Origin of the sequence: Mycobacterium sp. (assembly GCF_044223235.1) — a bacterium.
Lineage (GTDB): Bacteria > Actinomycetota > Actinomycetes > Mycobacteriales > Mycobacteriaceae > Mycobacterium.
In genome coordinates, this window is the sequence record NZ_JBGAME010000001.1 from 530522 (window position 1) to 549874 (window position 19353).

The following is a 19353-nucleotide window of genomic DNA, read 5'->3' on the forward strand; positions in this document are numbered from 1 at the left end:
CGGGCAGCCCACGATGTCTCCCCACGCTCACCGCGCCTCCCCCGCTCTGGCGCGGCGCGCCACATCCAGTGCTATCTCGGCCACCCGGCGCGCCGCATCGCGATGGCCGGACAGCGCCGCGGCGCTCGTCATCGACGCCAGCCGTGCCGGGTCGGTCAGCAGACCGGTCACCGTCTCGGCGACGAAGTCGCCCGTGAGGTCGGCGTCGTCGACGACGATCCCGCCACCCGCCTGCACGACCGGCAGCGCGTTGAGCCGCTGCTCACCGTTGCCGATGGGCAGCGGCACGTACACCGCGGGCAGGCCGACGGCCGTCACCTCCGCGACGGTCATCGCGCCCGAGCGGCAGACGACCAGGTCGGCGGCGGCGTACGCGAGATCCATTCGGTCCAGGTACGGCAGCGCGACGTAGGGCGGATCACCCGCCGCCGGTTCGGGAAGATCGAGGGTGTTCTTGGCGCCGTAGCCGTGCAGCACCGAAATCCCCGCGGCGGCAAGCTGTTTGGCGGATGCGGAGACGGCCCGGTTGAGCGATTGGGCACCCTGCGAGCCGCCGAAGACCAGCAGCACCCGTGCGGTGTCGGAGAACCCGAAGCGCGCCCGCGCCTCGGCGCGCAGGGCCGCCCGATCCAGCGAGGTGATCGCCGCGCGAACCGGCACGCCGACCACCTCGGCGTGCCGCAACCCCGGGTCCTCCACCGCGGCGAGCACCCGCTGCGCCGAGCGGGCCCCCACCCGGTTGGCCCAGCCCGCGCTGGCGTTGGCTTCGTGGACAACGACGGGCACCCGCCGCTTGCGCCTGCCCAACAGGGCCCGCCCACCCCTGGCCGCCAGGTAGGCGGGCAGCGCTACGTAACCACCGAAGCCGATGACGACGTCGGCGTCGACGCCGTCGAGCACCGACCGGGTCTGGCGCACCGCCTCGCGAACCCGCAGCGGCAGGCGGAGCAGATCGCCCGAGGGTTTACGCGGCAACGGGACGGGGGTGATCAGTTCGAGGCGATACCCGCGCTCGGGTACCAGGCGGGTCTCCAGCCCGCGTCGGGTGCCCAGCGCCGTGATCCGCACCGCGGGGTCGAGTGCGGCCAGGGCGTCGGCGACGGCCATCGCCGGTTCGACGTGCCCCGCGGTGCCTCCACCGGCGAGAACCACGGAGATGCCCCCTGGGCGCCTCGTGTCGTTCACCCGTAACGCTGACCTTCCAGTGTGCGGGCCCGCTGGCCCTGGCGGCTCAGGCCCGCCCGGTCGTCGCCGGACCGGCCCGCAGAGTCGCCGCGCTGTCCCCCGCGGACGGGAACTGCTCCCGGCTCGCCGGCGCGCCGACCGCCTACATGATGCCCTGCGCGGCGCGCCACCCGATCATCCGCGTGGGTTTTGCGGCGAGTCTCACCGGCGGAAGCACGCGCGGCCTTGCGCGCGGGCGGCGGCGGTGTCTTCCGCTGCCGCTTGGCATTGGTACCCGGGCCGGCACCCTGACCCGAACCCTTGCGGCCCGTGCGGGAGCGCAGCCGGTCCCGCGCCGCGTCCAGCCGGGTCGGCACGTACGGTTCGGGCAGCGGCAGCCGCAACAGCCGGTTGACCCGGTCGTCGCGCCCGGCGCGCAGCGCTGCCACCGCCTCGGGTTCGTGGCGGGCCGCGTTGGTGATCAGGCCGAGCATGAACAGCGTCGTCGCCGTCGAGGTTCCGCCCGCGGAGATCAGCGGCAGCTGCAGACCGGTCACCGGCAGCAGGCCGACCACGTAGCCCACGTTGATGAACACCTGGCCCAGCACCCACGTGGTGGCGGTCGCGGTGAGCAGCCGCAGGAACGGATCGGCCGACCGGCGCGCGATCCGCATCCCGGTGTAGGCGAACAGCCCGAACAGGCACAGCAGGCCGGCGGCGCCGACGAAGCCGAGCTCCTCGCCGATGATCGCGAAGATGAAGTCGTTGTGGGCGTTGGGCAGGTAGTTCCATTTGGCGGTGCCCTGGCCGAGCCCGTCGCCGAAGACACCGCCGTTGGCCAGGGCGAACCTGGCCTGGCGGGCCTGATAGCCGGAGCCCTGGGCATCGGCGGACGGATCCAGCCAGGACTGGACCCGGGCGGAACGGTAGCCCTCGGCCATGGCCAGCACCGCGGCCGACACCATAACCGCGAGCAGCGAGCTGAGGAATACGCGCAGCGGCAGACCCGCGTACCACAGCAGCGCGAGCAGGATGATGCCGAGCGACACCGTCTGGCCCAGGTCGGGCTGCGCAACGATGAGCGCCAGCGCGATGACCGCGGCGGGCACCAGCGGGATGAGCATCTCGCGCAGGGTTGCCTGTTCCATGCGCCGCGCGGCCAGCAGATGCGCACCCCAGATCGCGAATGCGATCTTGGCGAGTTCCGAGGGTTGCATCGAGAACCCCGCGACCACGAACCATCCGCGCGAGCCGTTGGCCACCTTGCCGATGCCCGGTATGAGCACCAGGACCAGCATGATGATGGTCAGCGCGAAGCCGGAGAATGCCAGCCTGCGCATCATGTTCACCGGCGTGCGCAGCGCCACGTAGAAGGCGACCAGACCGACCAGCGTCCACAGCACCTGCTTGGCGAAGACGATCCAGGGTGACCCGTCCTGGTCGTAGGAGTACACCCCGGAGGCCGAGAGCACCATGGTCAGGCCCAGCGTCATCAGCAGCGCCGCGACGGCGATGATCAGGTGAAACGAGGTCATCGGCCGGCCGAGCCAGGCCCCGAAGCGGGTGCGCGACGACCCGGCGGCGGTTTGACCTGTCTGACCTGTCTCTGTGGCGCCGGCGACCGCGGGGCCGCTTCGCCGCAGCCGCAGCCGCGCCAGGACGTTGCTCACGGCGTCAGGCGGTTGCGGCTCGCACGGCGGCGGCAAACGCGTCTCCGCGCTGGCCGTAGCCGCTGAACTGGTCGAACGAAGCGCCTGCGGGGGCCAGCAGCACGGTGTCGCCCGGCCGCGCCAGCCCCCTGGCCGCCTCGACGACCGCGGCCATCACGGCGTCCGGGACGGGCCGTCCGGCCGTCTCGACCACACGAGTCACATGACTCACAGTTGACCCAATTGCCCCTTGCACCCCAGAATCCTCCCCCGTCACAAGGTCGACCACGGGGACATCGGGGGCGTGTCGCGCCAACGCGTCGGCAATCAACAGGCGATCCCGGCCGATGAGCACGGCGCCGGCCAGCCGGTTCGCCACGCCGAGCACCAGGTCATCGACCGATGCGCCCTTCAGCAAGCCGCCCGCGACCCACACGACGCGCGGGTATGCGGTGATGGACGCCTGAGCGGCGTGCGGATTGGTGGCCTTCGAGTCGTCGATGTAGGTGATGCCGCCGGCCGACGCGACCACCTCGGCCCGGTGGCGCCCTACCCGGAAGCCCGTCAGCGCGCGGTCGACCGCCTCGGGCACGACACCGGCGGCACGGGCCAGAGCCGCCGCGGCGAGGGCGTCGAGCACGCCGACCGGCCCGGCCACCGGGATGTGGCTGACGGCGGCGAGCCCGACGCCGTCCCCGCCGGACGGGCCGAACGCCCGGTCCACCAGCACGCCGTCGCGTACGCCCAGCTCACCCGCGGCGGGCTCGCCGAGCCGGAAGCCCACCCGCACCGGTGCGGCGGCTCCGGTGAGCAGCCCGGCCGCGACCGGGTCGTCCAGCCCGGCGATGGCCACCCGGCCGTCGAGCACCCTGGCCTTGTCAGCCGCGTACGCCGCCATCGAGCCGTGCCAGTCCAGGTGGTCCTCGGCGACGTTGAGCACCACCCCGGCCTCCGGCCGCAGCGACGGCGCCCAATGCAGCTGGAAGCTGGACAGCTCGACTGCAAGGAACTCGGAAGGTGCGGCGAGCACGTCGAGCACCGGGCTGCCGATGTTGCCGCACAGCAGGCTGCGCAGCCCGGCCGCGGTGAGCATCTCGTGCAGCATCGAGGTGGTGGTGGTCTTGCCGTTGGTGCCCGTCACCACCAGCCAGCGCCGGGGCGGACCGTACCGGCCCGCCGCGTCGAGGCGCCACGCCAGCTCGACGTCACCCCAGACGGGCACCCCGGCGGCGGCCGCTGCGGCGAGCACCGGCGCGGTGGGCGGGTAGCCGGGACTGGTGACGACCAGCTCGAAGCCCGCGATGTCCGCGATCGCCCCCGCAGGTTCGAGCACCGTAACTCCGTCGTCGGCATAGGACCGCATGGCGGCCGCGTTGTCGTCGCACAAGGTCGTGGCCACCTCCAGCGGCGCCAGGGCGGACAGCACCGCCCTGCCGGTGACCCCAGCCCCGGTGACCAGCACCCTGGCTCCGGGATGAAGGGGCGCCACGTCGTCCGCGCCGGTGCCGGGTCGGTTCACCTCAGGCCCCGACGGCGGTCAGCCACTCGCTGTAGAACAGCGCCACCCCCAGCCCGCAGGCGATGGCGGTGAGCAGCCAGAACCGGATGATGACCTGGGTCTCGGCCCAACCGACGAGTTCGAAGTGGTGATGGAACGGCGCCATCCGGAACACCCGGCGCCCGGTGGTGCGAAACGCCAGGATCTGCACCACCACCGAGGTCACCTCGGCGACGAACAGCGCACCGAGGACGACCGCGAGCATCTCGGTGCGGCTGGTGACCGAGATCCCGGCGATGATGCCGCCCAGCGCCAGCGAGCCGGTGTCACCCATGAAGATCTTGGCGGGTGCGGCGTTCCACCACAGGAATCCGACGCACGCCCCGGCCGTCGCCGCGGCGATCAGCGCCAGATCCAGCGGGTCGCGCACGTTGTAACAGCCGAGCCCCGGGCTGGTCGCGCAGGCATTGCGGAACTGCCAGAAGGTGATCAGCACGTAGGCGGCGCACACCATCGCCATCGCCCCCGCCGCCAGCCCGTCGAGGCCGTCGGTGAAGTTGACCGCGTTGGACCACGCGGCCACGATCACCACACAGAACAATACGAAGACCGCGGGCGCCAGCGTCACCGTTGCGATCTCCCGCACGTACGACAGCTCGGGGATGCCAGGGGTGAGTCCGTCGGCGTTGCGGAACTGCAGGACGAGCACACCGAACAGGACCGCGGCGACGAGCTGGCCCACCGTCTTGGCCGTCTTGTTCAGGCCGAGGTTGCGCGAGCGCCTGATCTTGATCAGATCGTCGATGAAACCGACGGCCCCCAGCGCCGTGGCCAGGCCCAGGACCAGCAGCCCCGACGCCGACGGACCTCTTCCGTCCAGCGCCACCCCGACCATGTGCGTCCCGAGGTAACCGGCCCAGATGCCGGCGAGGATGGCGACGCCGCCCATCGACGGGGTGCCGCGCTTCTTGTGGTGGCTGGGCGGACCGTCCTCGCGGATCTCGTGGCCCAGCCCCTGCCGGGTGAACAGCCGGATCAGCAGCGGTGTCAGCAGGATCGACACCGCCAGCGCGATGCCGACGGCGATGAGGATCTGCCTCATCGGGCGGCGTCCCCGTCCGCGGCGGGGTCGCCCGCCGCCAGCGCGTCGGCCATGGCGCCCAACCCTGCGGAGTTGGATGCCTTCACCAACACCACGTCGCCGGGGCGCAATTCGGATCGCAGCAATGCGAGCGCGGCGTCACTGTCGGCGACGATGGTGGCCTCCGCACCCCACGACCCCTCCATGACGGCCCCGTAGTGCATGGCGCTCAACGACCTCCCTGATCCCACGACGACGAGTCGAGAGACATCTAATCGCACCACGAGCCGTCCGATGCGGTCATGCTCGGTTATCGCGTCGTCGCCGAGTTCGGCCATCTCGCCCAAGACAGCCCAGCTACGGCGCCGTTCGTTTCGGTCCTGCCCGGATCGCGCCATCCACACCAGCGCCTGCAGACCGGCCCGCATCGAGTCAGGGTTGGCGTTGTAGGCGTCGTTGACGACCGTCACGCCGTCGGCACGGGTGCTGACCTGCATGCGGCGCGCGGAGACCGGCGCCGCGGCCGACAGCGCCGCCGCCACCTGATCCAGCGTCGCCCCGCACTCCAGCGCCACCGCGGCCGCGCACAACGCATTGGACACCTGATGGTCGCCATGCACGGCCAGTGCGACCTCGACCTGCCCGCCTGCAGTGTGCAGCGTGAACCGCGGGCGGGCCAGTTCGTCCAGCGCTACCGGACCGGCCCAGACGTCGGCGCCGTCCGAGCGGCCCACCCGCACCACGCGGGCGGCGGTGAGATCCGCCATCGCCGCCACCGCACTGTCGTCGACGTTGAGGATCACCACCCCTGAGGACGGAACCGCCTGCGGCAGTTCGGCTTTCGTCGCGGCGATGGCATCGCGGGAGCCGAACTCGCCGAGGTGGGCGGTCCCGACGTTGAGCACCACCGCGATCGAGGGCGGGGCGATCGCGGCGAGCGCGGCGATGTTGCCGGGATGGCGCGCCGACATCTCCAGGATCAGGTAATCGGTCGACTCGTCGGCGCGCAGCACCGTCCACGGATGACCGAGTTCGTTGTTGAACGAACCAGGTGGCGCCACCACCGACCCGAGCGGCGAAAGCACCGCAGCCATAAGGTCTTTCGTCGATGTCTTACCGGATGAACCTGTCACCCCGACAATGGTCAGGCCGCCGGCGACCAGCGTGTCGGCGACGGCTCGCGCCAGCCGCGCCAGCGCGGCCAGCACCGCGGCGCCAGAACCGTCGGTGTCGTACTCGAGCACGCCGGCATCGGCAGCGCCGTCGGCCGGCGCGGCCTGCGGGGTCACGACGATCGCCGGCACCCCGACCGGCCGCGCCGCCAGCACGGCGACGGCGCCCGCGCCGAAGGCCGCCGCGGCGAAGTCGTGCCCGTCGGAGCGGGCCCCGGGCAGCGCCAGGAACAGCCCGCCCGGAGTGACCGCCCGGGAGTCGAATTCGACGGTCCCCGTCACCCGGGTGGCCGCCGCTTCCTCGAGTGTGATGCCGGCCAGTTCACCCCCGACGATGGCGGCGATCTGGGCAATCGTGAGGTCGATCACAGTCCCGCTCCCCGTGCCTCGAGCGAGCGGGCCAGCTCGCGGCGGTCATCGAACGGGCGGGTGCGCCCGTGGCTTGTCTGGCCCGCCTCGTGGCCCTTACCCGCGATCAGCACGACGTCACCCGCCCTCGCCCACGCAACGGCGTGATCGATCGCCTCGCCCCGGTCGCCGATCTCCACCACCCGTGCGGGGCAGCCGGCGGTTCCGGCCAGGATCGCGGCGCGGATGTCGGCCGGGTCCTCGTCGCGCGGGTTGTCGTCGGTGACCACCACCAGGTCGGCCAGTTCGGCGGCCACCCGGCCCATCGGCTCCCGTTTGCCCGGATCGCGGTCTCCGCCCGCCCCGAACACCACCGCCAGGCGCGCCACGCCGGGCTGGGAGCGCAGCGTCTCGAGCACCGCGCGCAGCGCCCCCGGCTTGTGCGCGTAGTCGACAAGGGCGAGAAAGCCCTGGCCGCGGTCGACGATCTCCAGCCGGCCGGGCACCGCCGCGGTCCGCAACCCGGGCGCCGCCTGCTCTGGCGACACCCCGATCGCGTCGAGCAGCGCCACCGCCAGTAGGCAGTTCGCCACGTTGTAGCGCCCGGGCAGGCCGATTCGCAGGCCGTGGTGCACGCCCGCGCCGTCGACGGCGACGAACTCCTGGGCACCCTGGTCTGCGGGGTGGATGGCCTCGGCCCGCCAATGCGCATCGGTTCCCGTCGCACTCACGGTCACCGGATCCGCCGCGACAGCCGCCATGGCGCGGCCCGCCTCGTCATCCACGCAGATGACCGAGATGTCGGCATGCGTCGGCGATGCCGGGTCGAACAGCCGCGCCTTGGCGTCGAAGTACTCCGCCATGGTGGCGTGGAAGTCGAGGTGATCCCGCGAGAGGTTGGTGAATCCGCCGACGGCGAACCGGATGCCGTCGACCCGACCGAGGGTCAGCGCGTGACTGGAGACCTCCATGACCACGGTGTCCACCCCCTGCTCCACCATGACCGCCAGCAGGGCCTGCAGCTCGGGTGCCTCGGGCGTCGTCAGCGAGCTCGACTGTTCGCGGCCGTCGATGCGGATGCCGACGGTCCCGATCAGCCCGGCGACCCGACCCGCGGCCCGCAGACCCGCCTCGACCAGGTATGTCGTCGTGGTCTTTCCCGACGTCCCGGTGACCCCGATGACCCGCAGCCGGCGCGACGGGTGGCCGTACACCGTCGCCGCGACGTCTCCGAGCACCGAGCGCGGCGCCGGATGAATCAGCACAGGAACGGCGGCGTCGGGGCCGAGTGCGGTCGCCCCGTCGGCGTCGGTGAGCACCGCCACCGCGCCGCGGCTCACCGCGTCGCCGGCGTAGCGCCACCCGTGCGACGCGGCGCCGGGCAGCGCGGCGAACAGATCGCCGGCGACCGCGTCCTGGCCCCGCAGGGTCACCCCGGTGACCAGGACGTCGGGCACCGCGACACCCGCGGGCGGCACGGCCCCCACCTGCTCGGCGAGCCGGGTGAGGCCGACGCCTGCGGGATGGCTGGGACGCTGATTCATGGCCATGACACAGTACCGACCCGAGTGCCCGGTGCCGCGCCGAGCGACTCGTGTGGTCAGCCGGCCTGCAAGGTCAGCGGCGGTCCCGGGTCCGGCGATAGCGGCACGTTCTCCCGCTGCAGCAGCCACGATGCGATGTTGTGGAACAGCGGAGCCGCCGACGTTCCTGGGGTGCCGTCGGCCGCCCGGTGCGGCGCGTCGATCATGATTCCGATGACGTACCTGGGGTCGTCGACGGTGGCCATGCCGGCGAACGTGATCCAGTAGACGTCGTCGTAATAGCAGCCGCACGCGGGGTTGATCTGCTGAGCGGTGCCGGTCTTACCCGCGATCTGATACCCCTCGACGGCGGCCGCCGGGCCGGTGCCCTGCTGTACACCGGTGGGATCGCGCTGCACCACCGCACGCATCATGTTGCGGACCGCCTTGGCCGTCTCCGGGGAGACCACCTGCACGCCCTCGGGCCTCGGCTCGTCGGTGCGGGTGCCATCCGGAGCGATGGTGGCCTTCAGGATCCTCGGCGGGATGCGCACACCGTCGTTGGCGATGGCCTGGTACATACCTGCCATCTGCAGCAGTGTCATCGAAAGGCCTTGGCCGATAGGAAGATTCGAGAACGTGCTGCCCGACCACTGGGGCATCGGCGGGACCAGGCCCGCGCTTTCACCGGGCAGTCCGACGTCGGTGCGTTGGCCGAGGCCGAACTTGCGCAGCATGTCCGCGAAGCGTTCCGGACCGATCCGCTGGGCCAGCATGAGCGTCCCGACGTTGGAGGACTTCCCGAACACACCCGTGGTGGTGTACGGCATCACGCCATGGTTCCAGGCGTCCTTGACGTTGACGCCGCCCATGTTGATCGAGCCCGGCACCTGTAGCACCTCGTCGGGGTTGGTCAGGCCCAACTCGATCGCGGTGGCCGCGGTGACGATCTTGTTGACCGATCCCGGCTCGAACGGAGACGACACGGCCAGGTTGCCCATCTGCCGGTCGCCCTGCCTGCCGATGTTCTGGGAGGGGTCGAACGTATTGTCGTTCGACATCGCCAGCACCTCCCCGGTCTTGGCGTCGAGCACCACGGCGGAGACGTTCTTGGCGCCCGACAGGTTCTTGGCCTGCTGGACCTGCTGCTGGACGTAGAACTGGATGTCGTCGTCGATGGTCAGCATGACCGTCGAACCGTCCACCGCGTCGTGGCGGTTGCGATAGCTGCCCGGGATGACCACGCCATCGGAGCCGCGGTCGTAGGTGATCGACCCGTCGGTACCCGCAAGCACGGAGTCCAGCGAATCCTCGAGGCCCAGGAGGCCGTGGCCGTCCCAGTCGATGCCGCCGACGATGTTGGCCGCCAGCGATCCGCCCGGGTACTGGCGGATGTCCTGCCGCTCGGCGCCGACCTCGGGAAATTCGGTGGTGATCGCGTCGGCGATCGCCGGATCGACCGATCGTGCCAGGTAGACGAACGTGTCGCTGCTCTTGAGCTTCTTGAGCACCGTCTTGGCGTCGGGTTTGTTGTCGAGCCGCGACGCCACCCCGGCGGCGATGTCGCGCAGCCGCAGTTCCGGATCGGGCGCCTCCGGCGACTTCTCCCTGGCCTCTGCCAGTTGCTTGCGCACCCGCACCGGCTGGAAGGTCAGGGCGCGCGCCTCGATGGTGAATGCCAGCTTGTCGTCGTTGCGGTCGACGATGCTGCCACGCACTGCCTTCTGGGCGTCGGTGACCTTGAGCTGGCTGGCGGCTTCCGCCCGCAGCCCGGCGGCCCGGGGTACCTGCAGGTTGAACAGCTGGGCCCCCGCGACCAGCAGCAACACGAAGATGACCGCGTTTCCGGCCCGGTGCCGGAACACGAAGGACGTACTGCGCAACCCGGTGTCGGCCATCGGTGCGCGGGTGCGCCGCAGCCGCGCTGAGCGGCCCTGGCCGCCCTGCTCCTTACGCTTGCGCGGCTCAGGTCCGGCGGGACGGCGGGGACTCATGCCCCCGCACCCGGCGCTGCCGCGGGGCCGAACTGTTCGGTTCCGGCAACCGGGCCGGGCAGTGCGGGTGCCTGCGTCGAGGGCAGGTGCTGGGGTCCGGTGTCCAGCGGCGCAGACGCGGGGGGAACGACCGGGGGCACGTCGGCGGGCGCAGGCGCTACCGCGGCGACAGCGGGCGGCACGGCGGCGGGGTCGGCGGGCACGGGAGCGGGCACCGGAATGGCAGCCGGGGCTGCGGGGTCGGTGGGGTCGGTGGGGCCCGGTGCGGGCGCCTGGCCGACGGCGGCGTGCGGAACCTCCGGTGCACCGGGCGCGGCCAGCGGTTGGGCCGGCTGCCCGGGCAGACCGGGCGGGAGCAGTTGGCCGGGCGGCAGCGGCTGGCCAGGCTGGGTGGGCGGCATCCGGACCGCGAGTTCGCGCGGATCGACGACACGCGGCGCGGGCGGGGGCGGTGGAGTGGGCCGCTCATCGGGCAGCGGCGTGTTCAGCGGTGGCGGGGGGACACCCTCGGCCGGCTTGGGGGAGCCTACGACAATCCAGTTGCCCGACGGGTCCTGGACCAGGTGCGCGGTGTCCCGCGACGGGATCATGCCGAGGTTGCGTGCGGCCTCGGCGAGCGCGGGGGCGGCCTGCGCCTCGAGCACGTCACGCTCGAGTGCCTCCTTCTGCTGCAGCAGGCCCTGATTGGTCTGCCTGGCATGACCGAGCTGATACGACCGCTCGGCGGCGCCCGTCGACAGCCACAGCGTCATCGCCAGGCCGAAGCCGAGCGCCCCGATCACCAGCACGACGAACGGCACCCTGGCGATCAGCGTGCGCGGGTTCAGCTCGATCGATGCAAGCTTGAGCAGGATTCTCTGGCGAAGCGGCGGCCGGATGACCTTGGGCGCCTTTGCCTTCCGCGCCTTCGCACGTGCCTTGGCCTGGCTCGCGGTCTTGGGCCGGGCGGGCCCCGTGATCGGACGCTGGATCGGCCCCGTCTGCGGCGGAGTGCGCAGCGCACGCTGCTCCGTGCTCGGCCCGGGCCGACGGGGCGGAGCCTCTCCCGAGCCGCGCTGCGAGGTGCGGCCCGGTGGCTGCGACCGTCGCCTGCGCTCGTCGTTCCCACGGACCGGCGCGGATCGCTTTGTCTTCATGACGCATCCCTTCTGGCAACCTTCTCCAGGGCTCGCAACCGCACCGGAGCGCTACGTGGATTGCGATCGATCTCCTCAGGGCCGGCGCGCTCGGCGCCGCGGGTCAGTGCCACGAACTCGGGTCCGTGGCCCGGTAGCTCGACGGGCAAGCCCGGTGGGGTACGCGAAGCGGTAACGGCCGCGAACTGGCTCTTGACGATCCGGTCCTCCAACGACTGGTAGGCCATCACGACGATTCGCCCCTTGGCCGCCAATGCCGAAAGCGCCGCGGGCAGCGCGTCACGCAGTGAATCGAGTTCGGCGTTGACGACGATGCGCAACGCCTGGAACGTGCGCTTGGCCGGATGTCCTCCGGTGCGCCTGGCCGGCGCCGGTATGGCCTCGTAGAGCAGCTCCACCAGCTCGCCCGTGGTGCTGAACGGACTGCGGGCGCGGCGGCGCACGATCTGCGCGGCGATGCGGCCGGCGAACCTCTCCTCGCCGTACTCGCGCAGCGCCCGCGCCAGCGCCTTCTCGTCGAACGTATTGAGCACTTCGGCCGCGGTCAGCGCCGCGTCGGGATCCATCCGCATATCCAGCGGGGCGTCGGCGGAGTAGGAGAATCCGCGTTCGGCCCGATCGAGCTGCATCGACGACACGCCCAGGTCGAACAGGACGCCGTCGACCTCGTCGACTCCCGCATCCGAAAGCGCGCCTGTCAGCCCGTCATAGCGGGTGCGCACCAGCGTGAGACGGTCCGAGAACGGGGCGAGCCGGTCGCCCGCGATGGCCAGTGCGTCGGGGTCCCGATCGAGTCCGATGAGCCGCAGCCCGGGCAGGCCGGCCAGAAAGCGCTCCGCGTGTCCACCGGCGCCGAGCGTGGCATCCACCAGGACGGCGCCCGTCCCGTCGAGGTTGCTGCGGGTCAGCGCGGGGGTGAGCAGTTCGACGCAGCGATTGAGCAGCACCGGGACGTGCCCGTGAGTCCCCGCCGGGCCGTTTGTGGCCATCGCAACCCCTCCGAACCGATTCCGGTGGTCGGGCGCCCCTGCATCGAGGTCCCTGTCCGAGAGCACGGACCTGGCGTCGGGGAAGTACGCCAGGGCCGGTTCGGGCAGAGGCCACGATGCACGGGCAACGTCTGGTCCAGGTGCCGGATCAACCGCCGAGTCAGATGATGTCGCGCAGAGTTTCATCAGTCGCCGCGGAGAAATTCTCTTCGTGGGTCTGCTGGTACTCCTGCCAGGCTTGGGCGTCCCAGATCTCCAGGTAGTCGACCGAGCCGATCACCACGCAGTCCTTGGACAGGTTCGCGTAGCGGCGGTGGTCGGCCGACAGGGTGATCCGGCCTTGTGCGTCGGGATGTTGTTCGTCGGTGGCTGCGGCCAGGTTGCGCAGGAACGCGCGTGCCTCCGGATTGCTCCGCGACGCCTGCGAGGCGCGCCTGGCCAGTTTCTCGAACTCCGCTCGCGGATAGACGGCGAGGCTGTGGTCTTGGCTCTTGGTGACCATCAAACCTCCTGCCAGTGCGTCGCGGAACTTCGCGGGAAGCGTGAGCCGCCCCTTGTCGTCGAGCTTCGGCGTGTAGGTGCCGAGAAACATCGGCCACCTCCCACCACCCGGGTGTCCTCCCGAGTCGCTTTGCTACTGCCCTCCGAACGGAGCTCCGGTCTCTCCGTCGAACGCCACATTACCCCACAATCCCCCACTTTGCTCCATTTGATGGCGTCAGTTGGGCCAACATCCCCACTCATCGCCCCGGTCGTGCGGCATTCGGGCAGAGAGCATGCGGCGCCACGCCCCGATCGAACGCAAAACGGCACGTCACCAGCAATTCACTGGCCGGTGGGGCGTTGTGGGGGATGGCGTGTGACTCCACGCAAAAAAAGGGGCAGCCCCGTTACGGGGCCACCCCTGCGATCCGACCCGGATCTACTCGTCGAAGCGGCGGCGGAAGCGATCCTCCATCCGGCTGGTGAACGATCCGCCGGAGCCCTTGGCGCGCTTCTGCCGCGGTGCTCCCGGCTCGCCGGCCTGCCGATCACGGGCCGCACCGCGGGCGCCCTTGGATCCGGTGATGGCGTACACCACGCCGCCGAACATCACCACGAAGCCGATGACCGACAAAATCGGAAAACTTCCGATCATCGTGGCCTTGAAGGCGACTCCGGCAACCAGCATCGCCAGGCCCAGTAGGAAGAGTGCGGCGCCTTGAATCCTGCGGCGTGCCGACGGAGCGCGCAGAGTCCCGCCACGAACGCTCGATGCGAACTTGGGATCCTCGGCATAAAGCGCGCTCTCGATCTGATCGAGCATGCGCTGCTCATGATCGGAGAGTGGCATTCGTCCCTCCTTGCCGACACAGCCGACACGGCCGTCTGAGTGATGAAAGTCTTGTCCGCACGGGTTTACGAGCGGCTAATAGCCATGATACGAGGTCAATCTGAGCCGTACCACCTACTTCGACCGCCGATTGTATGACGTTCGCCGCGGTGCGCCCCCGCCACCTGGGCCATCCCATAATGACGTTGGCGGATCCGACCATATCGAGCACTGAGAAGGGCAGCCATTTGGCGACATTCCTGATCGACTTGTCGCCCAGCGATATGCGGCGCCGCCTCCCCGAGGCGTTGCGCATCTACGTCGACGCGATGCGCTATCCGAGGGGTACCGAGGAGCAACGCGCGTCGATGTGGCTGGAGCACACCGGGCGCAAGGGCTGGCGCGCGGTCGCCGCGGTGGACGGGTGTGGCTCAGGGGGCGTCACTGAGGCCGAACGGGGTCAGTGGATTCCGACGGATGACGACGTGCAGGCGGCGCATCTGCTGGGCGTGGCCTACGGCTACTGCGGCGCCCCCGACCAATGGTGGCAGCAGCAGGTCATCCAGGGCCTACAGCGGGTGGGCACGGACCCGGCCCACATCGCCGAGCTGATGGCCGACTACTTCGAACTGACCGAGCTGCATATCGATCCACGCGCACAGGGTCGCGGCCTGGGCGAGGCCCTGGCGCGGCGACTGCTGGCCGGCCGCCCGGAAACCCACGTGCTGCTGTCCACCCCGGAGATCAATGGGGAGCGGAACCGTGCGTGGCGGCTCTACCGCCGGCTGGGATTCACCGACGTCATCAGGGGTTACCACTTCGCAGGCGATCCGCGCGCATTTGCCATTCTGGGGCGGGCACTGCCTCTCGAGAATCCGTGACGGACCGGCGTCGGAACGAACAGCCTCTGCCCTCGTCTGGCACGATGACGACGTGCACGCCCGCCCGCCCGCATCCCGGGCCAGAACCCGACTGGTCGCCTTGGTGATGTTGCTGCTGCTCATCCCCATGGTCGTGGGCTGTGTGCGGGTCAGGGCCTCGATCACCGTTTCCCCGGACGATCGGGTATCCGGTCAGATCATCGCGGCGGCACAACCACGCGACGGCGATGACGGCAATGACAAGGGGCCTCAGTTCCTCAACAATCTTCCGTTCGCCACCAAGGTCGCGATCTCGGAGTACAACCGTGACGGGTTCGTCGGCTCGCAGGCCGTGTTCTCCGATCTGACCTTCGCCGAAGTGCCCCAACTGGCGAATATGAACAGGGACGCCGCCGGAGTCGACATCTCGCTGCGGCGTGCTGGCAACCTGGTGATACTCGAGGGCCGCGTCGACCTGACCTCGGTGACCGACCCCCAGGCGGACGTGTCGCTGAGCGTGTCGTTCCCCGGCGAGGTGACCTCCACCAACGGCGACCAGGTCAGTACTTCGGTCGTGGAGTGGAAGCTTCGGCCCGGCGTGGTGACGACGATGAACGCCCAGGCCCGCTATACCGACCCGAGCGCCCGCTCCTTCACCAGCGCCGCGATCTGGCTCGCGGTGGCGTCGTTGGTGGTCGCCGGGATCGTCGGCGGGCTGGCGTGGACCAACCGGGACCGCTCGCCCAAGCCGGCCGAACCCTATCCGCCCGGCCGCTGAGGCCGCTCGGGGGCCGCTCAGGCAGGAACGCTGATGCCCAGGTTGGCCAGCACCTCGCTGGTGGCCTTGGCGAAGTTCAGCGTGCAGAAGTGCAGAGACGGCGCGCCCTCGGCGATGAGCCGCGCGCTCATCTCGGTGGCGATCTCGATGCCCACCTTGCGGACCGCGTCGCGGTTCTCCTCGGCGCCGTCGCCCGCGGCGCGGGTCAAGCGCGCCAACACGGCTTCGGGGAATTGCGATCCGGACAGCTCGACCATCCGCTGGACCGTCTTCAGCGAGGTGATCGGCATCAGCCCGGGAATGAGCGGCTTGGCGCCCTGTTCGGGATCGGCGCTGAACACCCGGTCGCGCAGCCGCAGGTAGTCGTCGACGTCGAAGAACATCTGCGTGATCGAGTACTCGGCGCCCGCACGCAACTTACCGACCAGGTTGGCCGTGTCGTGCTCGAGGTCGATGGCCCGCGGATGACCCTCGGGGAAGGACGCGACCCCGACGTGGAAGTCGCCCAGCCCCCGCACCAGTCGCACCATGTCGACGGCGTATTCCAGCCCCTCGGGATGCCGGATCCACTCCGCGTGGACGCCGCCCTGCGGATCGCCGCGCAGCGCGAGCACATTGCTGATGCCGCAGTCGGCGTAGGAACCGATCATCGCGCGCAGCTCGGCCACGCTGTGGCCCACCGCGGTCAGGTGTGCGACCGGCAGCAACGTGGTGTCGCGGGCCAGTTCGCGCACGATGCGGATGGTGCGGTCCCGCGTCGACCCGCCGGCGCCGTAGGTTACCGAAACGAAGGCAGGCGCCATCCGTTCGAACACCCGCGCCGCGCGCCACAGCTGGGCCTCGGCCGCCTCGTCCTTCGGCGGGAAGAACTCCACAGAGAACGGCACCCGGTCTTTGCCGATGGCCTCAATTCGGTCCACCACGGAGTTGGTGTGGCTGGCTCCTTGACCCCCGCCAGCACGTGTGCTTGTCACCACGACAGCATAGGTGCTCGGGCTGGAACCGCCCGCTGGGCGGACTGAACCGCCGGATGCCTCAGGCCTGACGCTGCGCCCTCGGCGCGCCCTGGCGGCGTCACTTGCTACAGATCCCCCGCGACGCTCTACTCTGAATGCACCGCGGGGGCACTGTGAAGGCCTGAATCGTACAGAAAGGGGCGCCCGCTGAGCGTGGATGCAGCGGCACCGTCAGCCGTCGAGTTGACCCGCGCCGTCACCGACGAGCTGAAGGACTATCTCCGTGAGCGCCGGAGCGGCTGCGCGTATATCGGCCTCGATTACGCGGACCTGACCGCCGCCCTCGAGGAGTTCGTGCTGCGCGGAGGCAAACGGCTGAGGCCCGCGTTCGCCTACTGGGGTTGGCGCGCGGTGGCTCCGCCCTCCCTTGACCCGGTCGAATCGGGTGCGCTTCGCCTGTTTGCCGCCCTTGAGCTGCTACACGCGTGCGCGCTGGTTCACGACGACGTCATCGACGCGTCCGCCACCCGTCGCGGCCTGCCCACCGTGCACCGGCTGTTCGCCGACGCCCACCGCGATCGCCAATGGCACGGATCGTCCGAGCAGTTCGGGCTGTCCGCGGCCATCCTGCTCGGCGACCTCGCCCTGGTCTGGGCCGACGACATCGTCGCGACGGCGGATCTGCCCGTCGACGCGCACCGGCGCGTGCAGCGGGTATGGGCCGATATCCGCACCGAGGTGCTCGGGGGGCAGTACCTCGACATCGTCGCCGAGTCCAGCGGCGCGGAATCGGTCGCGTCCGCGATGACGGTAAACACCTACAAGACCGCGTCCTATACGGTGTCGCGTCCCCTGCAGATGGGCGCCGCGGCGGCCGCCGACCGGCCGGATGTGCTGGCCGCCTTCCATGAGATCGGCACCGATCTGGGCGTGGCCTTCCAGCTGCGTGACGACGTGCTCGGCGTGTTCGGTGATCCCGCGGTCACCGGCAAGCCCTCGGGTGACGATCTGCGCTCCGGCAAACGGACGGTGTTGCTGGCCGAGGCCGTCGAGCTGGCCGACACGAGCGACCCCGTTGCAGCCAAGTTGCTGCGCACCTCGATCGGCACCGATCTGAACGACGCGCAGGTGCGGGAACTGTGCCTGGTCATCGAGTCGGTCGGCGCCCTCTCGGCGGTGGAGGACCACATCGACATGCTGACCCGCCGGGCGCTGGAGGTTCTCGTCACCATGCCGATCGACGAAAAAGCCAAAGCGGGCTTGTCCGAGCTCGCCAGATTGGCCGCCAACCGGTCCGCCTGAGGCGCATGACACACCCGACGCCCACCCAGGCCGGGAAAACCGGACTGGCCCTGCATATCTCGCGGCTCGTCACGTTTGCCTCGTCGCCGGAGGCACGCCCTGCCCGGCTGGGCTGCCTGGGGGCGGCTCTGATCACCGCGGGCGGACTCGGGGCGGGCAGCACCCGGCTGCACGACCCGCTGCTGGAGTCGCTGCACCTGTCGTGGCTGCGCTTCGGCCACGGGCTGGTGTTGTCCTCGCTCTTGCTGTGGGCCGGCGTCGCGCTGATGCTGATCGCATGGCTGTGGCTGGGCCGGCGGGTGATCGACCGGACGGCGAGCGAATACACCATGGTGGCCACCACCGGCTTCTGGCTGGCGCCGCTGCTGCTCTCCGCGCCGGTGTTCAGCCGCGACACCTACTCCTACCTTGCGCAGGGCGCGCTCCTGCGTGACGGCTTCGACCCGTATCTCGTCGGTCCGGTGGAAAACCCGAACCCGTTGCTGGACAACGTGAGTCCGATCTGGACTACGACGACGGCACCGTATGGCCCCGCCTTCATCCTGGTCGCGAAGTTCGTCACGATGTGGGTGGGCAACGATGTGGTCGCCGGGACCATGCTGCTGCGGCTGTGCATGCTCCCCGGGCTGGTATTGCTGATCTGGGCCGCGCCGCGGATCGCCCGTCACGTCGGTGGCAACCCGGCCGCCGCGCTGTGGATCTGCGCCCTCAATCCGTTGGTGATCATCCATCTGATGGGTGGCGTCCACAACGAGATGTTGATGGTCGGTCTGATGATGGCCGCGATCGCGCTGACCTTCCAGCGGCACCCCGCCTGGGGCGTCGGCCTCATCGCCACCGCTGTCGCGGTGAAAGCGACCGCAGGACTTGCCTTTCCGTTCATGGTGTGGGTGTGGATGCGGCAACTGCGCGACCGGCGCGGCATGAAACCGGTGCGGGCCTTCGCGACGGCGACCGCCGCGTCGATCGTGATCTTCGTGGCCGTCTTCGGTGTGCTCACCTGGCTCGCCGGTGTCGGGCTGGGCTGGCTGACGGCGCTGGCTGGATCCGTGAAGATCATCAACTGGCTGACGATTCCGACTGCGGTGTCCAATCTGGTCAACGCGCTGGTCGGCTTGGTGCTGCCGGTCAACTTCTACGCCGTGCTGGAGATCGCGCGGATCACCGGCATCGCGATCATCGCCATCTCGCTGCCAATGCTCTGGCTGCGGTTCCGGCACACCGACCGGGAAGCGTTGATCGGGACGGCGCTGGCGATGCTCGTGGTGGTGCTGTTCGTACCGGCGGCGCTGCCCTGGTACTACACGTGGCCGCTGGCGGTGGCTGCGGCGGTGGCGCAGTCTCGACGGTCCGTCGCCGCGGTCGCCGGGTTCTCGACGTGGATCACCGTGATCTGGAAACCCGATGGCGCGCATGGCATGTACTCGTGGGTTCACGTGCTGCTGGCCACGGTATGCGCTGCGGCGGCATGGTATTCGCTGTACCGGGCGCCCGGTCCGCCGTAAAAGGGCTGCCACACCCCGGCGAGCGTGCGCATTTGTACGGCCCGAGCGGCGTGTCGGTGCACAAACACGCACCCTCGCCGGAAGGG

16 protein-coding genes are annotated in these 19353 nt (G+C 70.3%); 4 read left to right on the plus strand and 12 right to left on the minus strand.

Annotated elements, in window-relative coordinates:
• Positions 1–27 precede the first annotated feature (27 nt).
• The 11 genes from murG to ADBZ6K_RS02400 form a co-directional block, all read right to left on the minus strand.
• Positions 28–1185, minus strand: coding sequence for an undecaprenyldiphospho-muramoylpentapeptide beta-N-acetylglucosaminyltransferase (gene murG, locus ADBZ6K_RS02350; RefSeq protein WP_526344194.1), 1158 nt, complete (start codon positions 1183–1185; stop codon positions 28–30).
• Positions 1182–2834 (minus strand): putative lipid II flippase FtsW, encoded by a 1653-nt coding sequence (gene ftsW, locus ADBZ6K_RS02355; RefSeq protein WP_526344195.1) that lies wholly within the window; start codon positions 2832–2834, stop codon positions 1182–1184. The genes murG and ftsW overlap by 4 nt, the downstream gene beginning before the upstream one ends.
• Positions 2835–2838: 4 nt before the next feature.
• Positions 2839–4332: a UDP-N-acetylmuramoyl-L-alanine--D-glutamate ligase gene (gene murD / locus ADBZ6K_RS02360; protein ID WP_526344196.1), complete on the minus strand. Its 1494-nt coding sequence runs from the start codon at positions 4330–4332 to the stop codon at positions 2839–2841.
• Position 4333: 1 nt separating this feature from the next.
• Entirely contained in the window at positions 4334–5413 is a 1080-nt protein-coding gene (gene mraY / locus ADBZ6K_RS02365) for a phospho-N-acetylmuramoyl-pentapeptide-transferase (protein ID WP_526344197.1), read from the minus strand.
• Positions 5410–6933: a UDP-N-acetylmuramoyl-tripeptide--D-alanyl-D-alanine ligase gene (locus ADBZ6K_RS02370; RefSeq protein WP_526344198.1), complete on the minus strand. Its 1524-nt coding sequence runs from the start codon at positions 6931–6933 to the stop codon at positions 5410–5412. The genes mraY and ADBZ6K_RS02370 overlap by 4 nt, the downstream gene beginning before the upstream one ends.
• A complete protein-coding gene (locus tag ADBZ6K_RS02375; RefSeq protein ID WP_526344199.1) occupies positions 6930–8456 on the minus strand; it encodes a UDP-N-acetylmuramoyl-L-alanyl-D-glutamate--2,6-diaminopimelate ligase in 1527 nt (508 codons plus the stop codon). Before ADBZ6K_RS02375 ends, ADBZ6K_RS02370 begins: the two co-directional genes overlap by 4 nt.
• Positions 8457–8512: 56 nt before the next feature.
• Positions 8513–10429, minus strand: coding sequence for a peptidoglycan D,D-transpeptidase FtsI family protein (locus ADBZ6K_RS02380; protein WP_526344200.1), 1917 nt, complete (start codon positions 10427–10429; stop codon positions 8513–8515).
• Entirely contained in the window at positions 10426–11565 is a 1140-nt protein-coding gene (gene ftsL, locus ADBZ6K_RS02385) for a cell division protein FtsL (protein ID WP_526344201.1), read from the minus strand. Before ftsL ends, ADBZ6K_RS02380 begins: the two co-directional genes overlap by 4 nt.
• Positions 11562–12740 (minus strand): 16S rRNA (cytosine(1402)-N(4))-methyltransferase RsmH, encoded by a 1179-nt coding sequence (gene rsmH / locus ADBZ6K_RS02390; RefSeq protein ID WP_526344202.1) that lies wholly within the window; start codon positions 12738–12740, stop codon positions 11562–11564. The genes ftsL and rsmH overlap by 4 nt, the downstream gene beginning before the upstream one ends.
• Positions 12715–13146: a division/cell wall cluster transcriptional repressor MraZ gene (gene mraZ, locus ADBZ6K_RS02395; RefSeq protein ID WP_526344203.1), complete on the minus strand. Its 432-nt coding sequence runs from the start codon at positions 13144–13146 to the stop codon at positions 12715–12717. The genes rsmH and mraZ overlap by 26 nt, the downstream gene beginning before the upstream one ends.
• 330 nt (positions 13147–13476) lie before the next feature.
• On the minus strand, positions 13477–13887 hold the full coding sequence (locus ADBZ6K_RS02400; protein ID WP_526344204.1) for an SCO2097 family morphological protein: 411 nt from the start codon (positions 13885–13887) through the stop codon (positions 13477–13479).
• Positions 13888–14114: 227 nt separating this feature from the next.
• Between ADBZ6K_RS02400 and ADBZ6K_RS02405 the strand changes: the two genes are divergently transcribed.
• Complete coding sequence (locus ADBZ6K_RS02405; protein ID WP_526344360.1) at positions 14115–14747, plus strand: GNAT family N-acetyltransferase; 633 nt, start codon at positions 14115–14117, stop codon at positions 14745–14747.
• A gap of 106 nt (positions 14748–14853) precedes the next feature.
• The gene (locus ADBZ6K_RS02410; RefSeq protein ID WP_526344361.1) at positions 14854–15504 is read left to right on the plus strand and encodes an LppM family (lipo)protein; all 651 of its coding nucleotides are present in this window, start codon (positions 14854–14856) and stop codon (positions 15502–15504) included.
• A 17-nt stretch (positions 15505–15521) separates the two neighbouring features.
• Here the strand turns inward: ADBZ6K_RS02410 and ADBZ6K_RS02415 are convergent, their stop codons facing one another.
• Complete coding sequence (locus tag ADBZ6K_RS02415; protein WP_526344205.1) at positions 15522–16481, minus strand: methylenetetrahydrofolate reductase; 960 nt, start codon at positions 16479–16481, stop codon at positions 15522–15524.
• A gap of 192 nt (positions 16482–16673) precedes the next feature.
• Here ADBZ6K_RS02415 and idsA2 point away from each other — a divergent pair, with 192 nt between their 5' ends.
• On the plus strand, positions 16674–17762 hold the full coding sequence (gene idsA2 / locus ADBZ6K_RS02420; protein ID WP_526344206.1) for a bifunctional (2E,6E)-farnesyl/geranyl diphosphate synthase: 1089 nt from the start codon (positions 16674–16676) through the stop codon (positions 17760–17762).
• Positions 17763–17767: 5 nt separating this feature from the next.
• Positions 17768–19267, plus strand: a complete 1500-nt coding sequence (locus ADBZ6K_RS02425; protein ID WP_526344207.1) for an alpha-(1->6)-mannopyranosyltransferase A — start codon at positions 17768–17770, stop codon at positions 19265–19267.
• Positions 19268–19353: the final 86 nt, after the last annotated feature.

Excerpts from the sequence above, each read along its gene's own strand:
- mraY (WP_526344197.1), bottom strand. The coding sequence starts at position 5,413 with ATGAGGCAGATCCTCATCGCCGTCGGCATCGCGCTGGCGGTGTCGATC.
- ADBZ6K_RS02375 (WP_526344199.1), bottom strand. The coding sequence starts at position 8,456 with ATGAATCAGCGTCCCAGCCATCCCGCAGGCGTCGGCCTCACCCGGCTC.
- ADBZ6K_RS02380 (WP_526344200.1), bottom strand. The coding sequence starts at position 10,429 with ATGAGTCCCCGCCGTCCCGCCGGACCTGAGCCGCGCAAGCGTAAGGAG.
- ftsL (WP_526344201.1), bottom strand. The coding sequence starts at position 11,565 with ATGAAGACAAAGCGATCCGCGCCGGTCCGTGGGAACGACGAGCGCAGG.
- rsmH (WP_526344202.1), bottom strand. The coding sequence starts at position 12,740 with ATGAAACTCTGCGCGACATCATCTGACTCGGCGGTTGATCCGGCACCT.
- mraZ (WP_526344203.1), bottom strand. The coding sequence starts at position 13,146 with ATGTTTCTCGGCACCTACACGCCGAAGCTCGACGACAAGGGGCGGCTC.
- ADBZ6K_RS02400 (WP_526344204.1), bottom strand. The coding sequence starts at position 13,887 with ATGCCACTCTCCGATCATGAGCAGCGCATGCTCGATCAGATCGAGAGC.
- ADBZ6K_RS02410 (WP_526344361.1), top strand. The coding sequence starts at position 14,854 with ATGTTGCTGCTGCTCATCCCCATGGTCGTGGGCTGTGTGCGGGTCAGG.
- ADBZ6K_RS02425 (WP_526344207.1), top strand. The coding sequence starts at position 17,768 with ATGACACACCCGACGCCCACCCAGGCCGGGAAAACCGGACTGGCCCTG.